Origin of the sequence: uncultured Bifidobacterium sp. (assembly GCF_949292005.1) — a bacterium.
In the GTDB taxonomy this organism is placed as follows: domain Bacteria; phylum Actinomycetota; class Actinomycetes; order Actinomycetales; family Bifidobacteriaceae; genus Bifidobacterium.
In genome coordinates this window covers 1-17,890 of record NZ_CASEXV010000090.1, presented here as the reverse complement: position 1 = coordinate 17,890, position 17,890 = coordinate 1, and the positions used below count along the sequence as shown (strand labels likewise).

The following is a 17,890-nucleotide window of genomic DNA, read 5'->3' as shown; positions in this document are numbered from 1 at the left end:
GACTTCTAGAGGACGTCGATTCCGAGGATTCCGACGGGTTCCAGTGGACGGTCGGAACGGTCGGTGGGAACCGCGTCGATTCGCGCGACTACAGCCTTGGACGCGTCGTCGGCCACCTCTCCGAAGATGGTGTGGTGACCATTAAGCCACGGGGTCGCCACGGTCGTGATGAAGAACTGCGATCCGTTCGTTCCGTGGGCCCGCCCGTCGCGGCCACGGCGCAGCCCGGCGTTCGCCATCGCCAACAGGTAGGGGCGGTCGAAGGTGAGATTCGTGGAGATCTCGTCATCGAAGTCGTAGCCAGGGCCGCCGGTTCCGGTTCCGAGTGGGCATCCGCCCTGGACCATGAAATCCTTGATCACGCGATGGAAGATCAGGCCATCGTAGAAGGGCTCATGGGAAGTCTCGCCTGTGGCGGGATCGGTCCACTCCTTGGATCCATCGGCCAGACCAAGGAAGTTCTCTACCGTGGTGGGGGCCTTGTCGTCGAAGAGGTTGATGGCGATGTCGCCTTCGGACGTGTGCATGATGGTTGATGTCATGCGTCCAATCGTCTCATATCAGTGCGACTCGCACGGACGGGGGACCCGCTGGGGCGCGATCACAATATCGCGAAGTGTCTGAGCGCGTTCATGATGCCGTTGTGGTCGACATCATCCGTGATGTAGTCAGCGGCTGCCTTCGCATCCGCGGTGGCGTTTCCCATGGCCACCCCGATTCCCGCGTACCGGAGCATCGTCGCGTCGTTGCCTCCGTCTCCGAAGGCTATGGTCTGCGTATGGCTGAAGCCATAGCAGTCCCCGAAACGCTTGATTCCACGGGGTTTGCCTCCATCGGAGGGGATGAGGTCGGTGAACGAGGGATGCCAGCGCACCCCTGTGGTGTGAGCGCAGAGGGAGGTGAGCTCTTTTTCGGCGGAGGGTGGGATATAGGGACTGATCTGATAGGTCCTATGGGTCGGCGTGCGGACGTGCGGGTCGTCGATGTGCACGGCGGGAGCGGTTTTGCCCAGCTGCCTCCATGTGGCGCGCATGGTGTCCGTCACCTGGTTGAAATACACGTAGTCGCTTTCGCAGAAGTTGGCGACGACATCGGGATGGTCATCAAGCCATCGGTTGATGACGTCCACGTCGTGCGGGTCGAGGGACTCCGTCTCCAGAAAGCCGGAGTCATCGAAGCAGTACTGGCCGTTCATGGCGACGATCCCGTCGAAGGACACGGGCATCGTGTCGAGCACCACGGACATGTGCGACGGCGCCCGACCTGAGCAGATGTAGATGCGGATCCCGTGGTCTTGCAGCGCATGCAGCGCCTGAACCGTCGATGTGGGGATCTCGTGCGTGGCGAAGCTGGTGAGCGTGCCATCGATGTCGAAGAACGCCGCTTTGATGTCGGGTGCTGTGTCGTGGAGCGCGTCGGCATGAGAACCAGTGGATGAGAGATCGGGTGTCATTGTTCTCCTGTTCGTTCTGCGACCAGTCTACGGGTGATGGCCGAAGAAGGGCGCAGACCCGTGGTTTCGCCATATTTGCACCGGATATAGCGAATATGAATAGCCGATTGCGCGAAATCCGCGTCTCATCCGGCCAAGTCGCATTATGGTGATGGATTGTCGACATGCCGGGCCGCATGCGTCGCGCGAGGAGAAGCGCGGCGGATCGCGACGGCGTTTGGACGAGAAGAGAGAAAAGCGAAGGAAGAGGGAGAATCATCATGACGGAGCCAGGCAGCAACACGAGCGGTGACGGGCAGAAGCCCGACGGAATTCGCAATCCGGCGCCGTTCGACCCGCAGGAGCCCGTGAGAGTCAATCACACGGCCCGCAACATAGTGATCGTGGTCATCGTCGCGGCGCTTGTGGTGCTCGCCGTGTTCTTCGGCGTGCGGTTCTACAAAAGCGCGCATTCCACGGCCGAGAAGGGATCGCAGGCGAATCCCGTGAAGATAGGTGTGATCGGCGCGACCGATCCGCAGTGGGTGGAGTTCACGAAGAAGGCGAAGGCCGCGGGCATCTATGTGAAGCTTGTCGATTTCCAGGATTACACCTCCGAGAATCCGGCGCTCGACTCGGGGGATCTCGACCTCAACGAATTCCAGCATCTTCTGTATCTGGCGAACTACAACGTGACGAACAGCAAGGACCTCCAGCCCATCGGTGGCACGGCCATCTTCCCCCTGGGCGTGTATTCCAGCAAGGTCAGCAGTGTCAAGGACATCGCGAAGGGTCAGACCGTGGCCATCCCGAACGATGAGACGAACCAGGCACGGGCCATCGGTGTTCTCAAGGCGGCGGGACTTGTCAAGCTCAAGGGCGATTGGACCGCGTTCACCACGCCATCCGACATCGACACGTCGAAATCCAAGGTCAAGGTCACTGCGTTGAAGGCCGAGCAGGTCGCCAACGCCCTGAAGGATCCCAAAGTGGCAGCGGGAGTCATCAACAACGACTATGTGGCGGATGCAGGTCTTAAACTCACCGATTCGATATACCAGGATGACGCGGAGAGCAAGGAGGCCAGACCCTACATCAACGTGTTCGTGGCACGGAAGGCCGACGCCGACAATCCCACCTATCTGAAGCTGGTGAAGATCGCCCAGTCGAAGAGCGTGTTCACGAAGCTTAACGCCCAGTCCAACGGAACCGCGGTGTCGGCCTCCGACTTCACGGCCAAGCAGCTGCAGACGTATCTCGCTCAGATCGAGAAGCAGGTCCGGTCCCAGTCCTGACGGGCTTGACGGGTTTGCTGCGGGCCATAAGCGGCTGGGGTCCTGACGCCGGGTGGTCGTGAGCATCGGGTATATCGGGCTCTGTTCGATTCGTGCGGCGGTATGCGGCGCGAACCGTCCGGAGCCCGCGGAATCCCGGGGGAGCACAGTGCGACCGGCAGAGTGGAAAAGGTGGCGTATGTCAGAGTCGATCATCACCTTCGATCATGTGGTGAAGGAATACCGGCGACGCTCGGGTGGAGACGGCGGAGGCGTCACCCGGGCCGTCGATGACGTGAGTCTGGACATCGGCCGCGGCGACATCTTCGGCATCATCGGATACTCCGGAGCGGGAAAGTCGACTCTTGTGCGCATGATCAACGCGTTGGAGCGCCCCACATCCGGATCCGTCACCGTGTTGGGGACGCGCGTCGACGGTCTTGGGGAGTCGAGGCTCAGGCCGATACAGATGAAGATCGGCATGATATTCCAGCAGTTCAACCTGTTCTCCACGAAAACGGTGGCACAGAACATCGCCTATCCGCTGCAGCTCGATCATTGGCGGAAGGACTACCAGACCAAACGTGTGAGCGAGCTTCTCAGATTCGTGGGTCTGGAGGACCACGCGGACAGCTACCCCTCACAGCTGTCCGGAGGGCAGAAGCAAAGGGTGGGAATCGCGCGGGCCCTCGCCACCAATCCCAAAATCCTGCTCGCCGATGAGGCCACAAGCGCTCTGGATCCGGAGACCACATCCGAGGTGCTGGACCTGCTAAAAAGGGTGAACGAGCAGTTGGGAATCACAATCGTGGTGATCACCCATCAGATGAACGTCGTGCAGCGCATCGCCGACAAGGTGGCGGTGATGAGTTCGGGGCGCATAGTCGAAACCGGAACCGTGTACGACGTTTTCGCGGCACCCGAGCAGGATGTCACACGGCGGTTCATCGCCACCGCCATATCCGGACTCCCGGATGAGGACCGCGTGTCCCGACTGCATGGCGAATGGTCGGGGAGAATCGTCAGCGTTCTTGTCCGGCAGCGTGACGTCCCCGCCCGCGCAGGCTCACCAGCCGTAAGGGCCTCGGGGCAGAACGTGTCGGCTTTGATCTCGCGGTATGGCATCGACAGCGGTCTGGTGTACGGCGGGATGGACACCGTGGGCGGCTCAGCCATCGGCGCGATCACCTATGAGTTCGATGACGCGAATCCGCGTTTCGACGAGTTTCTCTCGGCGTTGCGTGACGGCAGCGATGTGGTGGACTTCGGCACCGCGGGAAAACCGGTGTCCTATGATGCGGCTCTTGCCGCGTCGTCGAGGGGAGGCTCACGATGAGCATGTGGACGACGACGGCCGTGTTGGCCGGTAAATCCGATTGGACGGTTCTCCGTCCGCTGCTCGCCGAATCCGTGGCGCAGACTCTGGAGATGGTTCTTGTCACCCTGCTGATCGGCGGCTTCCTTGGTCTTGTTCTCGGTGTGGTGCTGTATGGAGCAAGGCCGGGAAGCCTGTTTGAGAATCCGGTTCTGTATCGTGTTCTGGACGTGTTGGTGAACGTGATCCGCCCGATTCCCTTCATCATCTTCCTCGCCGCCATGCAGCCGCTGACCATCAAGGTCATCGGCACATCGATCGGAACCGCCGCGGCCATATTCCCGATGTCGGTCATGTGCACGGTGGTCACATCGCGCTTGGTCGAGCAGAATCTGGTGCCCGTCGACCCGGGGGTCATCGAGGCCGCGCGTTCCATGGGCGCGTCGACGTTCACGATCATCCGCACGGTGCTGATCCCCGAGGCGTTGGGGCCGTTGATACTCGCTTACGCCTTCCTGTTCATCGGGGTCCTCGACATGTCGGCGATGGCCGGATACATCGGGGGTGGCGGGTTGGGAAACTTCGCGATCGCCTACGGGTATCAGAAGTTCGACCAGACCGTCACGTGGTCGGCGGTGGTGATCATGATCGCCCTCGTGCAGGTCGTGCAGGCGGTGGCCAACGCACTCGCGAAGCATGTTCTTAAGCGTCGGCGCTAGGAGGGCGCCACGAGGTCGCCTTTGCGCGGGACGGTTCGGCTGCAGGAAGCCAGACGGCCGTAACCAGACCTGGAACTAGACTGGAGGAATGACTCAGATACGCCTCGCCCTCGCCCAGATCGACACCTGTGTGGGGGACCTTTCCGGGAACGCCCGCATGATTCTCGAATACAGCCGCCGTGCGCACGATGGTGGAGCCAATGTCGTCGTGTTTCCCGAGATGACGTTGACGGGATATCCGATTGAGGATCTCGCTCTGCGGGGCACATTCCGCCGCGCCGCGTGGGACAAGGCGAACGAGGTCGCGGCATGTCTGAGAGGCGAGGGTCTCGGCGATCTCTACGTCATAGCGGGAACGGTGGGAACCGACCACGGGAACGACAAGCCCCGCAACAGGCTCGTCGTTCTGCATGACGGAGTCGTTTGGGCGGCCTATGACAAGCATTTCCTTCCCAACTACGGTGTTTTCGACGAGTTCCGCATATTCTCGCCGGGCGACCGTTGTCTGGTTCTTGACATCAAGGGCGTTCGGGTGGGGGTGGCCGTCTGCGAGGACATCTGGCAGGACGGCGGACCGGTCGCCGAATTGGCCGGACGGGGGGTCGACGTTCTCGTCACCATCAACGGCTCGCCGTATGAGGAGGGTAAGACGCACACGCGCCTCGACATCGCCCGCCGTCGAGGTGCGGAGGTCGGCGCCCCGGTTGTGTATGTCAATCAGGTGGGAGGTCAGGACGACCTGGTGTTCGATGGGGCGAGCTTCGTCATCGACGTGTCCGGCGAGGTGGTTTTGCGCTCGCCGATGTTCGTCGAGGATATGTCCTATGTGAGCGTCGACTCGGACGGCGGCGTCGCCCACGACGGTCCGGTGGCGGCGGATCTTGATCCCGATGAGGAGGTCTACCTCGCGTGCGTGTTGGGATTGCGCGACTACATGCGCAAGAACCATTTCGAGGGGGTCTGTCTGGGGCTTTCCGGGGGCATCGACTCCGCTTTGGTGGCGGTCATGGCGGCCGATGCCTGTGGAGGGGAGAACGTGCATGGCATATCGATGCCGAGCATGTATTCATCGGATGGCTCACGCGACGATGCCGCCGTCCTGGCCGGACTCATCGGCGCTTCGTTGGATGTGCGGCCGATCGAGCCGCTGTTCACCGCGTTCCAAGGAGAGCTCCACCTCGAGGGTGTTGCCGAGGAGAACCTTCAGGCGCGCATTCGTGGAGTCATCGTCATGGCCTTTTCGAACTCCCGGGGGCTGCTCGCGTTGGCGACGGGGAACAAGTCCGAGCTCGCCTGCGGGTATTCGACCATCTATGGTGACGCGGTCGGGGGCTACGCCCCCATCAAGGACCTTCTGAAAACACGTGTCTGGGAGCTGTCGCGCTGGCGCAACAAGGCGGCGTCGCGTGGCATCGGCGTCGGGGGAGCGCTTCCGTCGTCGCGCGGCGCGGTGTCCATCCGTCCGGTGGATCCCTCCGGACTTGTTATCCCCGAGAGCTCGATCACGAAGCCGCCCAGTGCCGAGCTGCGTCCGGGGCAGAAGGATTCCGATTCGCTTCCCGATTATGCGGTGCTGGACAAGGTGCTTGCCGCGTACATTGAGCATGCGCACGGTCGGGCCGATCTTCTCGCGGATGGCTTTGACGCCGATACCGTCGATACCGTGATGCGGCTTGTCGATCGTGCCGAATGGAAACGCCGGCAGTACCCGCTGGGTCCCAAGGTCACGGCGTTGGCGTTTGGGCGCGACCGCCGGCTGCCCATAACAAGCGCGTTCCGCGAGTAGCGCCCGATTCCGTCGCGGGACGATGCGACACGACTCCGGGCGTGGCCGTCGATGTCTCCGTGTGGGCTTGATCTTTCATCCTGTGGAGGACCCGGACGCGGGAAGCGATGGCATGAGGAAGGATGGGGAATATGGCAGACACCAGATGGTATTTCAACACCGTCACCGAGGAGCCCGAGCAGGGTCCCCAGTCTCCGGTCGATCAGCGGATGGGCCCATATGATTCGCGGGAGGAGGCTTTACGCGCGTGGAAGATAGTCCGAGAGCGTAACCTCACATGGGATCAGCAGGACGCCCAATGGAAAGACTGGGGCCGGGGACGGTGACCCGGACCTTGGGAGTGGGCCCGCGAGGCCCGCGACGGGACACGCCCGTACTTTCTGGACCTGTGTGACCTCATAGTGTGATATAGCTCACGTTGCATGGGCGGGCACGGCTATCTACTATTCGCTAGAATCTTGTGTTATGGCGACGTAAAGAGGCGTCGTCGTGTACGCAAGGAGTGATTATGACCGCTGCTGACGTAGCCGCCCCCACCGCCGAAGAACTTCAGGCCGAGGCTTGGAAGGGTTTCTCCGAAGGACACTGGCAGAACGATATTGATGTGCGTGATTTCATCCAGAAGAACTACACGCCCTATGACGGCGACGAGTCGTTCCTCGCGGATGCCACGGACAAAACCCGACATCTGTGGAAATATCTTGATGACAACTATCTGGCAGTGGAGCGCAGGCAGCGCGTGTATGACGTCGACACCCACACCCCCGCCGGAATCGACGCCTTCCCCGCCGGATACATCGATAGCCCCGATGTCGACAACGTGATCGTCGGACTCCAGACCGATGTGCCCTGCAAACGCGCGATGATGCCGAACGGCGGATGGCGCATGGTGGAGCAGGCCATCATCGAGGCCGGCAAGCAGCCTGATCCCGAGATCAAAAAGATCTTCACCAAATACCGCAAGACGCACAACGACGGGGTCTTCGGCGTCTACACCAAGCGCATCAAAGTCGCCCGTCACAACAAGATCCTCACGGGTCTGCCCGACGCGTATGGCCGTGGACGGATCATCGGCGACTACCGCCGTGTGGCTCTGTACGGCGTGAACACCCTGATCGCGGTCAAGAAGCGCGACAAGGACTCCGTGCCGTACCGCAACGATTTCACCGAGCCGGAGATCGAGCATTGGATCCGCTTCCGTGAGGAGCATGACGAGCAGATCAAGGCGCTCAAGCAGCTCATCACGCTGGGCAAGGAGTATGGCCTCGACCTGTCCCGTCCGGCCGTCACCGCTCAGGAGGCCGTGCAGTGGACGTACATGGGCTATCTGGCCTCGGTCAAGAGCCAGGACGGCGCCGCCATGTCCATCGGCCGTCTGTCGGCGTTCTTCGACTGCTACTTCGAGCGCGACCTCAAAAGCGGCCTGATTACCGAGACCGACGCGCAGGAGATCATCGACAACATCGTCATGAAGCTCCGCATCGTCCGGTTCCTGCGCACGAAGGACTATGACAACATCTTCTCCGGCGACCCCTACTGGGCGACCTGGTCGGACGCCGGGTTCGGCGATGACGGACGTTCGATGGTCACCAAGACGTCCTTCCGCCTGCTCAACACCCTCACCCTTGAGCATCTGGGGCCGGGGCCTGAGCCGAACATCACCATCTTCTGGGATCCGAAGCTTCCGGAAGGATACAAGCGTTTCTGCTCCCGCATCTCCATCGACACCTCGGCCATCCAGTACGAGTCCGACAAGGACATCCGCGCCCATTGGGGCGACGATGCGGCGATCGCCTGCTGCGTCTCACCCATGCGCGTGGGCAAGCAGATGCAGTTCTTCGCGGCCCGCGTCAACTCCGCCAAGGCGTTGCTGTATGCGATCAACGGTGGCCGCGACGAGATGACCGGCATGCAGGTGATCGATCCGGGCGTCATCGAGCCCATCGCGCCCGAGGCCGACGGAACGCTCGACTATGAGAAGGTCAAGGCCAACTACGAGAAGGCGCTCGAGTGGCTGTCCGAAACCTACGTCGAGGCGCTGAACATCATCCATTACATGCATGACAAGTATGCGTACGAGTCGATCGAGATGGCTCTGCACGACAAGGAGGTCTACCGCACCCTTGGCTGCGGAATGTCCGGTCTGTCCATCGCGGCGGATTCGCTGGCGGCGCTGAAGTACGCCAAGGTGTATCCGATCTACAACAAGGACGCCAGGACGATGCCGGGCCACGAGTCCGAGTACGTCGAGGGCGCGGACGACAACCTGGTCGTCGGATACCGCACCGAGGGGGAGTTCCCCGTCTACGGCAACGATGACGACAGGGCCGACGATCTGGCCAAGTGGGTCGTCAGCACGGTTATGGGTCAGGTCAAGCGCCTTCCCGTGTACCGTGGCGCGGTCCCGACCCAGTCGATCCTCACGATCACCTCGAACGTCGAATATGGCAAGAACACCGGGTCCTTCCCCAGCGGGCACAAGAAGGGCACCCCGTATGCCCCGGGCGCGAACCCCGAGAACGGCATGGACTCCCATGGCATGCTGCCCTCGATGTTCTCGGTCGGCAAGATCGACTACAACGACGCGTTGGACGGCATCTCGCTGACCAACACCATCACACCGGATGGTCTGGGGCGCGATGAGGATGAGCGCATCAACAACCTCGTCGGCATCCTCGACGCGGGCAACGGGCATGGTCTCTACCACGCCAACATCAACGTCCTGCGCAAGGAGCAGCTGGAGGACGCGGTCGACCATCCCGAGAAGTATCCGCATCTGACGGTGAGGGTCTCCGGATACGCCGTCAACTTCGTCAAGCTCACCCGCGAGCAGCAGCTTGACGTCATCTCCCGCACGTTCCATCAGGGAGCCGTCACCAACTGACGCCCCGAGGAGCATAGGGTCATTGGTGCGGCCGCCATCGGGACTTCCGGTGGCGGCCGCACCGGCTCGGGAAGACACGACGAGGGCCGGCCTTGAATTCTCGATTCCATGTCGGCAGGTCATGATCGGAGGACCATATGACGGCAGTGTTCAGAACGACCACCCCGCATATGCTGCGGGAGTCCCACCAGTTGGGAAGCCGCACGCTTATGGGTGGATTGTCCGGATTCGAATCCCCGGTGGGGATGGACCGCCATGACCGTCTTGACGCCCTGCGCACCGGCGACATAGGATTCGTCCATTCCTGGGACATCAACACCTCCGTCGATGGCCCCGGGACGCGTATGACCGTCTTCATGAGCGGATGCCCACTGCGGTGCCAGTACTGCCAGAATCCCGACACATGGAGGATGCGCGACGGCAGCCCGGTCTATCTGGATGCGATGGTCGCCAAAATCGACAGGTACAAGGATCTTTTCATAGCCACTGGCGGCGGAATAACGTTCTCCGGCGGCGAGTCGATGATGCAGCCGGCGTTCGTGTCGCGTGTCTTCAGGGCCACCAAGGAGATGGGCGTCCACACATGTCTGGACACCTCCGGATTTCTCAATCAGAACTACACGGACGCCATGATCGACGACATCGACCTGTGCCTGCTTGATGTGAAGTCGGGCGATGAGGAGACATACCGCAGGGTCACGGGCGGGACGCTCGCCCCCACAATAGCGTTCGGACGGCGTCTGGCCGAGCGTGGCAAGAAGATATGGGTGCGGTTCGTCCTCGTGCCGGGTCTGACGGACTCCGTCGAGAACGTTGAGAACGTCGCCCGCATCTGCGAGAGCTTCGATGGCGCGGTCGAACATATCGACGTTCTGGGATTCCATCAGTTGGGGCGGCCCAAATGGCACCAGCTGCGTATACCCTATCCGCTTGAGGACTGCGAGGGTCCTTCGAAGGAACTCCGCGAACGCGTGGCGGGGCAGTTCCGCGACCACGGTTTTGTGGTGTACTGATTAAGAAGTCAATGGTCTCTCTAGCCTAGGGAATATGTCACAAGTTCGAGCGCAGCAGCATAACACGCAGATGGGGCCGGTGCCCCGGTTGCTTCGGGAGCCTTCGCAGGGCGTTCCCGACGTTGTGGATACCGCGGATGGATACCGTGAATGCTGTGAGCGTTTGGCCGCAGCCTCGGGTCCCCTCGCCGTCGACGCCGAAAGGGCATCGGGATTTCGCTATGGGCATGAGGACTGGCTTATCCAGTTCAAACGTGAGGGTGCGGGGATCATCCTTCTTGATCCGGTGGCGCTGTCGCGGGAGAACGTCCGATGGAAGGATTTCTCCGACGCGGTGTCGGGCGCGGAATGGATTCTTCATGACGCGAAGCAGGATCTTCCCGGATTCGCGGATCTGGGGCTGGTCCCGGACGCTCTTTTCGACACGGAGCTCGCTGCGCGGATGCTGGGCGTCAGACGATTCGGCCTGGCCGCCGTCACGGAACGTTTTCTGGGCGTGACGCTGGCCAAGGAGCATTCCGCCGCGGACTGGTCCTATCGTCCGATTCCCCGGGATTGGCGAAACTACGCGGCCCTTGACGTGGAGCTGCTCATCGATCTTGAGCGGGTGCTGGGAGCCGAACTGCGCGATCAGGGAAAGGACGGATGGGCGCGTCAGGAGTTCGCGCACATCCTGTATGTTTCGACGCATCCGTCCCCCTCGCATAAGGTGCCGTGGATGCATATCTCCGGGTTCACGGCACTAGGCCGAGACCGCCGTGGTCAGGCGGTGGCGCGCTCTCTATGGATGGTGCGTGATGAGCTGGCGAGGGAGCATGACATCGCTCCGTCCCTGCTGCTTCCCGACCACGCCATCATCGAGGCGGCCCGCGTCAAACCACACAACGGACGCGAGTTCCGTGCGATCCGATCGCTGAACGAGCGTGTCCGCGTGCGAACGGGGGACGACAGGGAACGCATGTTCGCGAGATACGCTCCGATCCAACGCCAGGTAAGGCCTTCGGTGTGGCGCGAGGCGATTGAACGCGCACTTGAGCTGCCGGAGGACGAATGGCCGTCTTCTCCGAGCGCTGGCGATACCGAGCTGGCGAACGCGCCGAAATCCATGCGCGTGTGGGAACGACATCCCCGGAGGTTGGAACGCTTGACCGCGGCACGCGGGGTGGTGTCGGGGATAGCGCGCGACACCCGGACGCCGGCCGACGTCATCATCAAGCCTCAGATCGTCCGCAATCTGTGCTGGTCGGATGACATCGACGCAAGTGATGATGACAGCGTCCGCGTGTTTCTCACTCAGCAGGGCGCGCGGCCCTGGCAGGTGGATCTTGTCGGAGAGTCCGTGAGACGCGCTATCATGTAACGGTTGCCTTAGGGCAGAGTCAGCATATAAATCAGTCTTCAGGAGCGCCAGAGTGAAAATCAGCGTCAGGAATCTTGAGCCCACCAAGGTGAGGCTTACCGTCACGGTCGACCCCGAGGAGTTCGATCCGTATCTGGATCAGGCGCGCAAGGACATCGCGTCGCAGATCAACGTCCCCGGCTTTCGCAAGGGCCACGTTCCCGGCAAGATCGTCGACCAGCGTCTGGGCTTCGCCACAGTCGCCGGCGAGGCTGTAAACAAAGCCGTCCCGGAACTGTACTCCAAGGCTTTGGAGACCAAGAAGGTCCGTCCGATGGCCGATCCCGAGATTGATGTCCAGGAGGTTCCCGATTCGGCGTCGAGCGAGACCAAGCTGAAGTTCGTGGCGACCGTCGAGCGTCGTCCCGACATTGAGATTCCCGAGCTCGCCGACCTCACGATCGAGGTTCCCAAGGCCGAGATTTCCGACGAGGATGTCAATCGTCGCCTTGAGGCTCTGCGTCAGCGTTTTGGAACCCTCGTCGGCGTGGACCGCCCCATCGAGAAGGGCGACTTCGCCAACATCGACCTCAACGCCACCGTTGACGGCGAGACTGCCGATTCGCAGGAGGGCGTCAGCTACCAGCTCGGATCGGGCACCATGCTTGACGGTCTGGACGAGGCCCTTGAGGGACTCTCCGCTGGCGAGGAGACGACGTTTGAGGGAACGCTTGAGGCCGGAGACCACGAGGGGCAGAAGGCCGAGATCAAGGTGAAGGTCAACTCGGTAAAGACCGAGGAGCTTCCTGAGCTTGACGACGACTTCGCGCAGGAGGCATCCGAATTCGACACGCTCGACGAGCTCAAGGCCGATGTCCGCAAGGCCGCCGCACGTGACGCGGAGGGCCGTCAGGCCACCGACGCCCGTGACGCCTTCATCGCCAGGCTTCAGGATGGCCAGGAGATTCCCGTTCCCAAGGATCTGCGCAAGAACGCGGTTGAGGAGCATCTTAAGGGCATGACGCCCGATCCCGAGAAGGCCACCGACGAGCAGCGCAAAGAGGCAGAGGAGTCTACCGACAAGGAGCTGCGCGACCAGATGGTTCTCGACGCCCTCGCCGAGAAGATGGAGATTACCGTCAGCCAGACCGAGGTCACCAACTTCCTCGCGTCCATCGCCCAGCAGTACGGCATGGATCCCAGCCAGTTCATCAACGCGATTGTCCGCAACGGCCAGCTTGGTTCGGCCGTTCAGGAAGTCGGCCGTTCGAAGGGCCTGCTCGCGGGAATGCGCGCCGTCTCGTTCACCTCCGGTGGCGAGGCCCTCGATCTCAGCGAGTTTCTTGGGGATGCGGCCGAGGAGGAGGAATCCGAAAGCGTTGAGGCCGCGTCGGCCGCCGCGCAGGTGGCCGATGAGCTGTCGGCGCAGGACGATGCTCCCGTGGAGGACGCCGAGTAGCCGGCAGAGATCACGGCAATGACCATGACAACGGTGATGGGCACGTCTGACGCGACGACGTCCTCTCACTAGGGTGGTGAAGGTCCGGGGCTTCCGTTCCGGACCTTTCTTTTATGCTGGCATAGAGCGTAGTGCCGTCCGAACCGACCTCGGATGCTCTGATGGTCATGCGCGAGCAAAGGAGTGCATCCATGTCCGCTGAATCCGCTGCGGGTGAGCCTGAATCGCTGTCGCCACGGCGCTTCGCCATGTATCTGGGCGTTGTGATCGTCCTCGGCGCCGTGGTCGGCGTCGGCGCGGGTCTGCTGTCGCTACTTCTGTATGGCATCGAGAAGCTCGCCCTGGGATTCGTCGAGACCTCGGCGCAGCCTGGTCCGTTCGAGACGGATCCCATCCGACGCATCCTTTCGGTCGTCATCGGATCGGTCATCGCGGCCATCGTCTGGTGGCTTCTGCGGACACGGTCGCGGCCGGTTCCCTCCGTCGCGAAGGCGGTGTCCGGGGCTCCGATGCCATGGTGGCAGACGATCGTCCATGTCCTTCTGCAGATCATGATCGTCGGATGCGGTTCGTCCATCGGCCGTGAAGTGGCCCCCCGCGAACTGGGCGCTCTGATGGGCCAGTGGTTCGGTCGCGTGGTCTCCGTGTCGGAGCACGACCGACGGATCATCGTCGCGGTCGCCGCCGCGGCGGGACTCGCCGGCGTGTATGATGCGCCGCTGGCCGGGCTGTTCTTCGTCACCGAGATACTGGTCGTCGGCGCGTCAGTCACCACGGCCGCCGTGGCATTGGGGACTTCGGTGGTGGCGGCCTTCGTCGCGTCCCTCATCAAGGGACGGCATGTGTTCTACGACGTGGCGGGACTGTCGACGGCGTACACGCCGACCATCCTCATCTTCTCTCTGGTGGCCGGGATGGTCTTCGGAGTGGCCGGGGCGCTTTTCCGCAGGGTGTCGGCGATCGCCACGTCCAACAGGCCGACCGGATCGGACATCCTGTGGATGATGCCCGCCGCCGCCATGGTGACGGGTCTTGTGGCGCTGGTCGTCCCGCAGGTGATGGGCAACGGCAGGGCCTCCGCCCAGCTGACGCTGTCGCTGACGTCGATGACCTCGCCGGTGGGAGTCGTGGCTGCTACCGCGGCGCTGACTTTTCTGGCCAAGGCCGTGGTGACGCTGATCACGCTTCGCTCGGGCGCGTCGGGCGGCGTTCTTCAGCCGGGAATCGCGTTGGGAATGTCTTTGGGAACGCTTCTGGGGTGCGGCTGGATCGTGGTGATGCCCGGCGATTCCCTGGCCGCCTGCGCCGTCATGGGCGGTGCCGCGCTGCTTGCCGCCTCCCAGAAGGCCCCGATGATGGCCATGTGTCTGGTGTTCGAGCTGGTCAACGCCCCGATGTCGCTGGTGGTGCCGGTGGGTCTCGCTGTGGCCGTGTCGTCCATGGTCGCGCAGTTCGTGGAGCCTCGTCTGTTGCGCATTGAGCGCAACGATCCGGCCGTGGTCTGTTCTCAGCGGTAATGTTCAAGAAACGACACATCGATAAGGAGACATGGTGGCAGATATTCTGACATCCACGCCATCCCTGGCGTCCCGGCCCGTGATGGCCGAGGGCGAGGGGCCTTCGGCGGCGGATCCCATCTTCACGCGTCTGCTCAAGGAGCGCATCATCTGGCTGGGGTCCGAGGTCAAGGACGACAACGCCAACGTCATCTGCGCGCAGATGCTTATGCTCGCGGCGGAGGATCCGACCAAGGACATCTGGCTGTACATTAATTCGCCGGGTGGCTCCATCACCGCGGGCAGGGCCATCTACGACACCATGCCGCTCATCGAGCCCGACGTGGCGACGGTGGCCGTGGGAATGGCGGCGTCCATGGGCCAGTTCCTGCTCAGCTCGGGCACGAAGGGCAAGCGTTTCATTACGTCCCATGCCCGCGTTCTCATGCACCAGCCCTCGGGCGGGGTCGGGGGGACGGCGACCGACGTGCGCATCAACGCCGAGCTGATCATGGACATGAAGAAGACGTTGTCGGGACTCACCGCCGAGCAGACGGGACACACGGTCGAGGAGATCTACCGGGACAACGAGTACGACCATTGGTTCACAGCCCAGCAGGCGTTGGAGTATGGTTTCGTGGACCGCATCGTGACCACGCCGGAGACGATGAGCACCAGGAAGCAGGGGGAGTGAGCATGGCAAGCGAGGAAGCGCGTTTTGTGACGCGTGCCCGGCGTCTGGCCGGACCGTCGTGGAGATCCGGCGAGCAGGCCCAGGACAGGTATGTTCTTCCGCAGTTCTCGGAGAAGACGCCTTACGGGATGAAGACCCAGGATCCGTATACGAAGCTGTTCGAGGATCGGATCATCTTCATGGGCGTTCAGGTGGACGACACATCCGCCGATGACATCATGGCGCAGTTGCTGGTTCTGGAAAGCCAGGATCCGGATCGCGACGTGATGATGTACATCAACTCGCCCGGTGGATCCATGACCGCCATGACCGCGATCTACGACACGATGCAGTACATCAAGCCCGACGTTCAGACGGTCTGCCTTGGACAGGCGGCCTCCGCGGCTGCCATCGTGCTTGCGGCGGGAACCAAGGGCAAGAGGCTGATCCTTCCCAACGCCAGGGTGCTGATCCATCAGCCGGCCATCGACCAGGGCTTCGGCAAGGCGACGGAGATCGAACTCCAGGCCAAGGAGATGCTCCGGCTGCGTGAATGGCTGGAGGACACCCTGGCCAAGCACACCGGTCAGGATGTCGAACGCATCCGCAAGGACATCGAGGTCGACACCTTCCTCACGGCCCCACAGGCCAAGGAGTATGGAATCGTCGATGAGGTGCTGGGCCCACGCAAGTAGTCCGCGCGTTTTCCGACCACGTCGTACCGTATGCCCCCGGCGCCCGCCGCCGGGGGCATCGTCACTCCGGGGGTATCGTCCGGGGGTATCGTCATAGGGGAGACCCGATCGGTCGAAAGGATCATCCATGGGTGAAGTGGTGAGCTACAACGAGGATTCCCCGCGCTGCACCTTCTGCGGCAAATCGGAGCATCAGGTCCGCAAGCTTGTCACGGGGCCGAGCGCGGCCATCTGCGACGAGTGCATCGGGCTGTGCGTCGAGATCATCTCGGAGGAGGCCCGCAGGGACGCGGTGGACAATGCGGTGCCTCTGCCCTCACCGGCTGCCGTGAAGAAGCATCTCGATCGGTATGTCGTGGGGCAGGACGCAGCCAAGCGGACTCTGGCGGTCGCGGTGCGCAACCATTACAAGCGCGTCAACATGGACATGATGGACGCGGCATCCACACTCCGCGTGCATACCCGCGGCGACGACAAGGACGTGCACGCGCCGAACGAGGGCGGTCCCCTACAGAGCGTGAAAGTGGAGAAGTCGAACATCCTGATGATCGGCCCCACGGGCGTGGGCAAGACGTATCTGGCCAAAACGCTCGCGTCGGCCATGGACGTGCCCTTCGCCATGACGGACGCCACCACGCTCACGGAGGCGGGATACGTCGGCGACGACGTCGAGACGGTGCTCCAGAGGCTTGTGCAGGCGGCCGACGGCGATGTGGAGATGGCTCAGCATGGCATCATCTACATCGACGAGATCGACAAGATCGCCCGCAAAAGCGGCGAGAACACGTCCATCACCCGCGACGTGAGCGGCGAGGGCGTGCAGCAGGCTCTGCTCAAGATCATCGAGGGCACCACTGCCAGCGTTCCCGTGGAGGGCACGCGCAAGCACCGCGAGCAGGAGACGGTGAAGATCGATACCTCGGGAATCCTTTTCATCTGCGGAGGCGCGTTCGTGGGTCTTGCCGACATCATCGAGCGACGACTGGGAGCGCATACCAGTGGGTTTGCGTCGACCTGGAGGAGCGAGCCCATCGACGAGCATGACATCCTCTCGCATGCGACGGCGGATGACCTCGCCGACTTCGGTCTGCTGCCGGAATTCATAGGACGCCTTCCCATCGTCACCGTGCTCCATGATCTCGATGAGGATGATCTGGTGCGGATACTCACGGAGCCCGTGGACGCGCTGACCAAGCAGTATGAGAGGCTCGTCGCGATGGATGGGGCGGAGCTTTCGTTCACGCCCGAGGCGTTGCGGGCCATCGCCCATTCCGCGGTGGATTCGGGCACGGGGGCGCGCGGGCTGAGGGCGATCATCGAACACGTGCTGGAGGGGACGATGTTCGATCTTCCCCAGCGCGACGACGTGGCGAAGGTCATCGTGGAGGAGGAGTGCGTCACGCAGGGGGCGGCCCCCACGGTGATCCTCGCCTCTGAACGGCAGCAGCGAGGACGGCTTCTCGCCTAGACGTTTCGTCACGTGCCAGCGACACGCCAGTTTGCACGGCTCCGGACCGCGCGGTATTCTATTCGAGTTGCCGAAAACGATGGCCTCACGGTGATCGAGATAAGCGACATGCGCCAGTAGCCCAATGGATTAGAGCAGCTGACTACGGATCAGCAGGTTGCAGGTTCGAATCCTGTCTGGCGCACCACATGAAAGCCCTACGATCTCCGGGTCGTGGGGCTTTTTTGTTGCCTGCGGGGTGATTGGCAACAGCATTCTATGGTGATGCCGGAGTGCTACCTGATTCGGGGATTGCCTGCGAGACGATGCAAGCCCGCGTCATGCGGGTTACATGAGG

General features: G+C 62.3%; 15 protein-coding genes and 1 tRNA gene. 14 read left to right on the top strand and 2 right to left on the bottom strand.

Annotation, left to right across the window (positions count from 1 at the left end):
* Window positions 1-5: 5 nt before the first annotated feature.
* Both Q1X90_RS06945 and Q1X90_RS06940 read right to left on the bottom strand, forming a co-directional pair.
* Window positions 6-542 (bottom strand): peptidylprolyl isomerase, encoded by a 537-nt coding sequence (locus Q1X90_RS06945; RefSeq protein WP_300768442.1) that lies wholly within the window; start codon window positions 540-542, stop codon window positions 6-8.
* A gap of 59 nt (window positions 543-601) precedes the next feature.
* Window positions 602-1,453, bottom strand: a complete 852-nt coding sequence (locus Q1X90_RS06940) for a Cof-type HAD-IIB family hydrolase (RefSeq protein ID WP_300768440.1) — start codon at window positions 1,451-1,453, stop codon at window positions 602-604.
* A 260-nt stretch (window positions 1,454-1,713) separates the two neighbouring features.
* Between Q1X90_RS06940 and Q1X90_RS06935 the strand changes: the two genes are divergently transcribed.
* From Q1X90_RS06935 to Q1X90_RS06870, 14 genes are all read left to right on the top strand, one after another.
* A complete protein-coding gene (locus tag Q1X90_RS06935) occupies window positions 1,714-2,727 on the top strand; it encodes a MetQ/NlpA family ABC transporter substrate-binding protein (RefSeq protein WP_300768437.1) in 1,014 nt (337 codons plus the stop codon).
* 178 nt (window positions 2,728-2,905) lie between these two features.
* Window positions 2,906-4,042 (top strand): methionine ABC transporter ATP-binding protein, encoded by a 1,137-nt coding sequence (locus tag Q1X90_RS06930; RefSeq protein ID WP_300768435.1) that lies wholly within the window; start codon window positions 2,906-2,908, stop codon window positions 4,040-4,042.
* A 2-nt stretch (window positions 4,043-4,044) separates the two neighbouring features.
* The gene (locus tag Q1X90_RS06925) at window positions 4,045-4,740 is read left to right on the top strand and encodes a methionine ABC transporter permease (protein ID WP_300768496.1); all 696 of its coding nucleotides are present in this window, start codon (window positions 4,045-4,047) and stop codon (window positions 4,738-4,740) included.
* Between the two features lie 88 nt (window positions 4,741-4,828).
* Window positions 4,829-6,526 (top strand): NAD+ synthase, encoded by a 1,698-nt coding sequence (locus Q1X90_RS06920; RefSeq protein ID WP_300768433.1) that lies wholly within the window; start codon window positions 4,829-4,831, stop codon window positions 6,524-6,526.
* A gap of 131 nt (window positions 6,527-6,657) precedes the next feature.
* Window positions 6,658-6,852 (top strand): hypothetical protein, encoded by a 195-nt coding sequence (locus Q1X90_RS06915; protein ID WP_300768431.1) that lies wholly within the window; start codon window positions 6,658-6,660, stop codon window positions 6,850-6,852.
* Between the two features lie 182 nt (window positions 6,853-7,034).
* On the top strand, window positions 7,035-9,410 hold the full coding sequence (gene pflB / locus Q1X90_RS06910; RefSeq protein ID WP_300768429.1) for a formate C-acetyltransferase: 2,376 nt from the start codon (window positions 7,035-7,037) through the stop codon (window positions 9,408-9,410).
* 137 nt (window positions 9,411-9,547) lie between these two features.
* Window positions 9,548-10,423, top strand: coding sequence for a pyruvate formate-lyase-activating protein (gene pflA, locus Q1X90_RS06905; protein ID WP_300768427.1), 876 nt, complete (start codon window positions 9,548-9,550; stop codon window positions 10,421-10,423).
* A 34-nt stretch (window positions 10,424-10,457) separates the two neighbouring features.
* Window positions 10,458-11,783: an HRDC domain-containing protein gene (locus Q1X90_RS06900; protein WP_300768425.1), complete on the top strand. Its 1,326-nt coding sequence runs from the start codon at window positions 10,458-10,460 to the stop codon at window positions 11,781-11,783.
* A gap of 52 nt (window positions 11,784-11,835) precedes the next feature.
* Window positions 11,836-13,221 (top strand): trigger factor, encoded by a 1,386-nt coding sequence (gene tig, locus Q1X90_RS06895; protein ID WP_300768423.1) that lies wholly within the window; start codon window positions 11,836-11,838, stop codon window positions 13,219-13,221.
* Between the two features lie 191 nt (window positions 13,222-13,412).
* Entirely contained in the window at window positions 13,413-14,738 is a 1,326-nt protein-coding gene (locus Q1X90_RS06890; protein ID WP_300768421.1) for a chloride channel protein, read from the top strand.
* A gap of 82 nt (window positions 14,739-14,820) precedes the next feature.
* Window positions 14,821-15,411: an ATP-dependent Clp protease proteolytic subunit gene (locus tag Q1X90_RS06885; protein ID WP_300768494.1), complete on the top strand. Its 591-nt coding sequence runs from the start codon at window positions 14,821-14,823 to the stop codon at window positions 15,409-15,411.
* Between the two features lie 2 nt (window positions 15,412-15,413).
* Window positions 15,414-16,085: an ATP-dependent Clp protease proteolytic subunit gene (locus tag Q1X90_RS06880; RefSeq protein WP_300768419.1), complete on the top strand. Its 672-nt coding sequence runs from the start codon at window positions 15,414-15,416 to the stop codon at window positions 16,083-16,085.
* A gap of 127 nt (window positions 16,086-16,212) precedes the next feature.
* Complete coding sequence (gene clpX / locus Q1X90_RS06875) at window positions 16,213-17,553, top strand: ATP-dependent Clp protease ATP-binding subunit ClpX (protein WP_300768417.1); 1,341 nt, start codon at window positions 16,213-16,215, stop codon at window positions 17,551-17,553.
* A gap of 110 nt (window positions 17,554-17,663) precedes the next feature.
* Window positions 17,664-17,740, top strand: a tRNA-Arg gene (locus Q1X90_RS06870).
* Window positions 17,741-17,890: the final 150 nt, after the last annotated feature.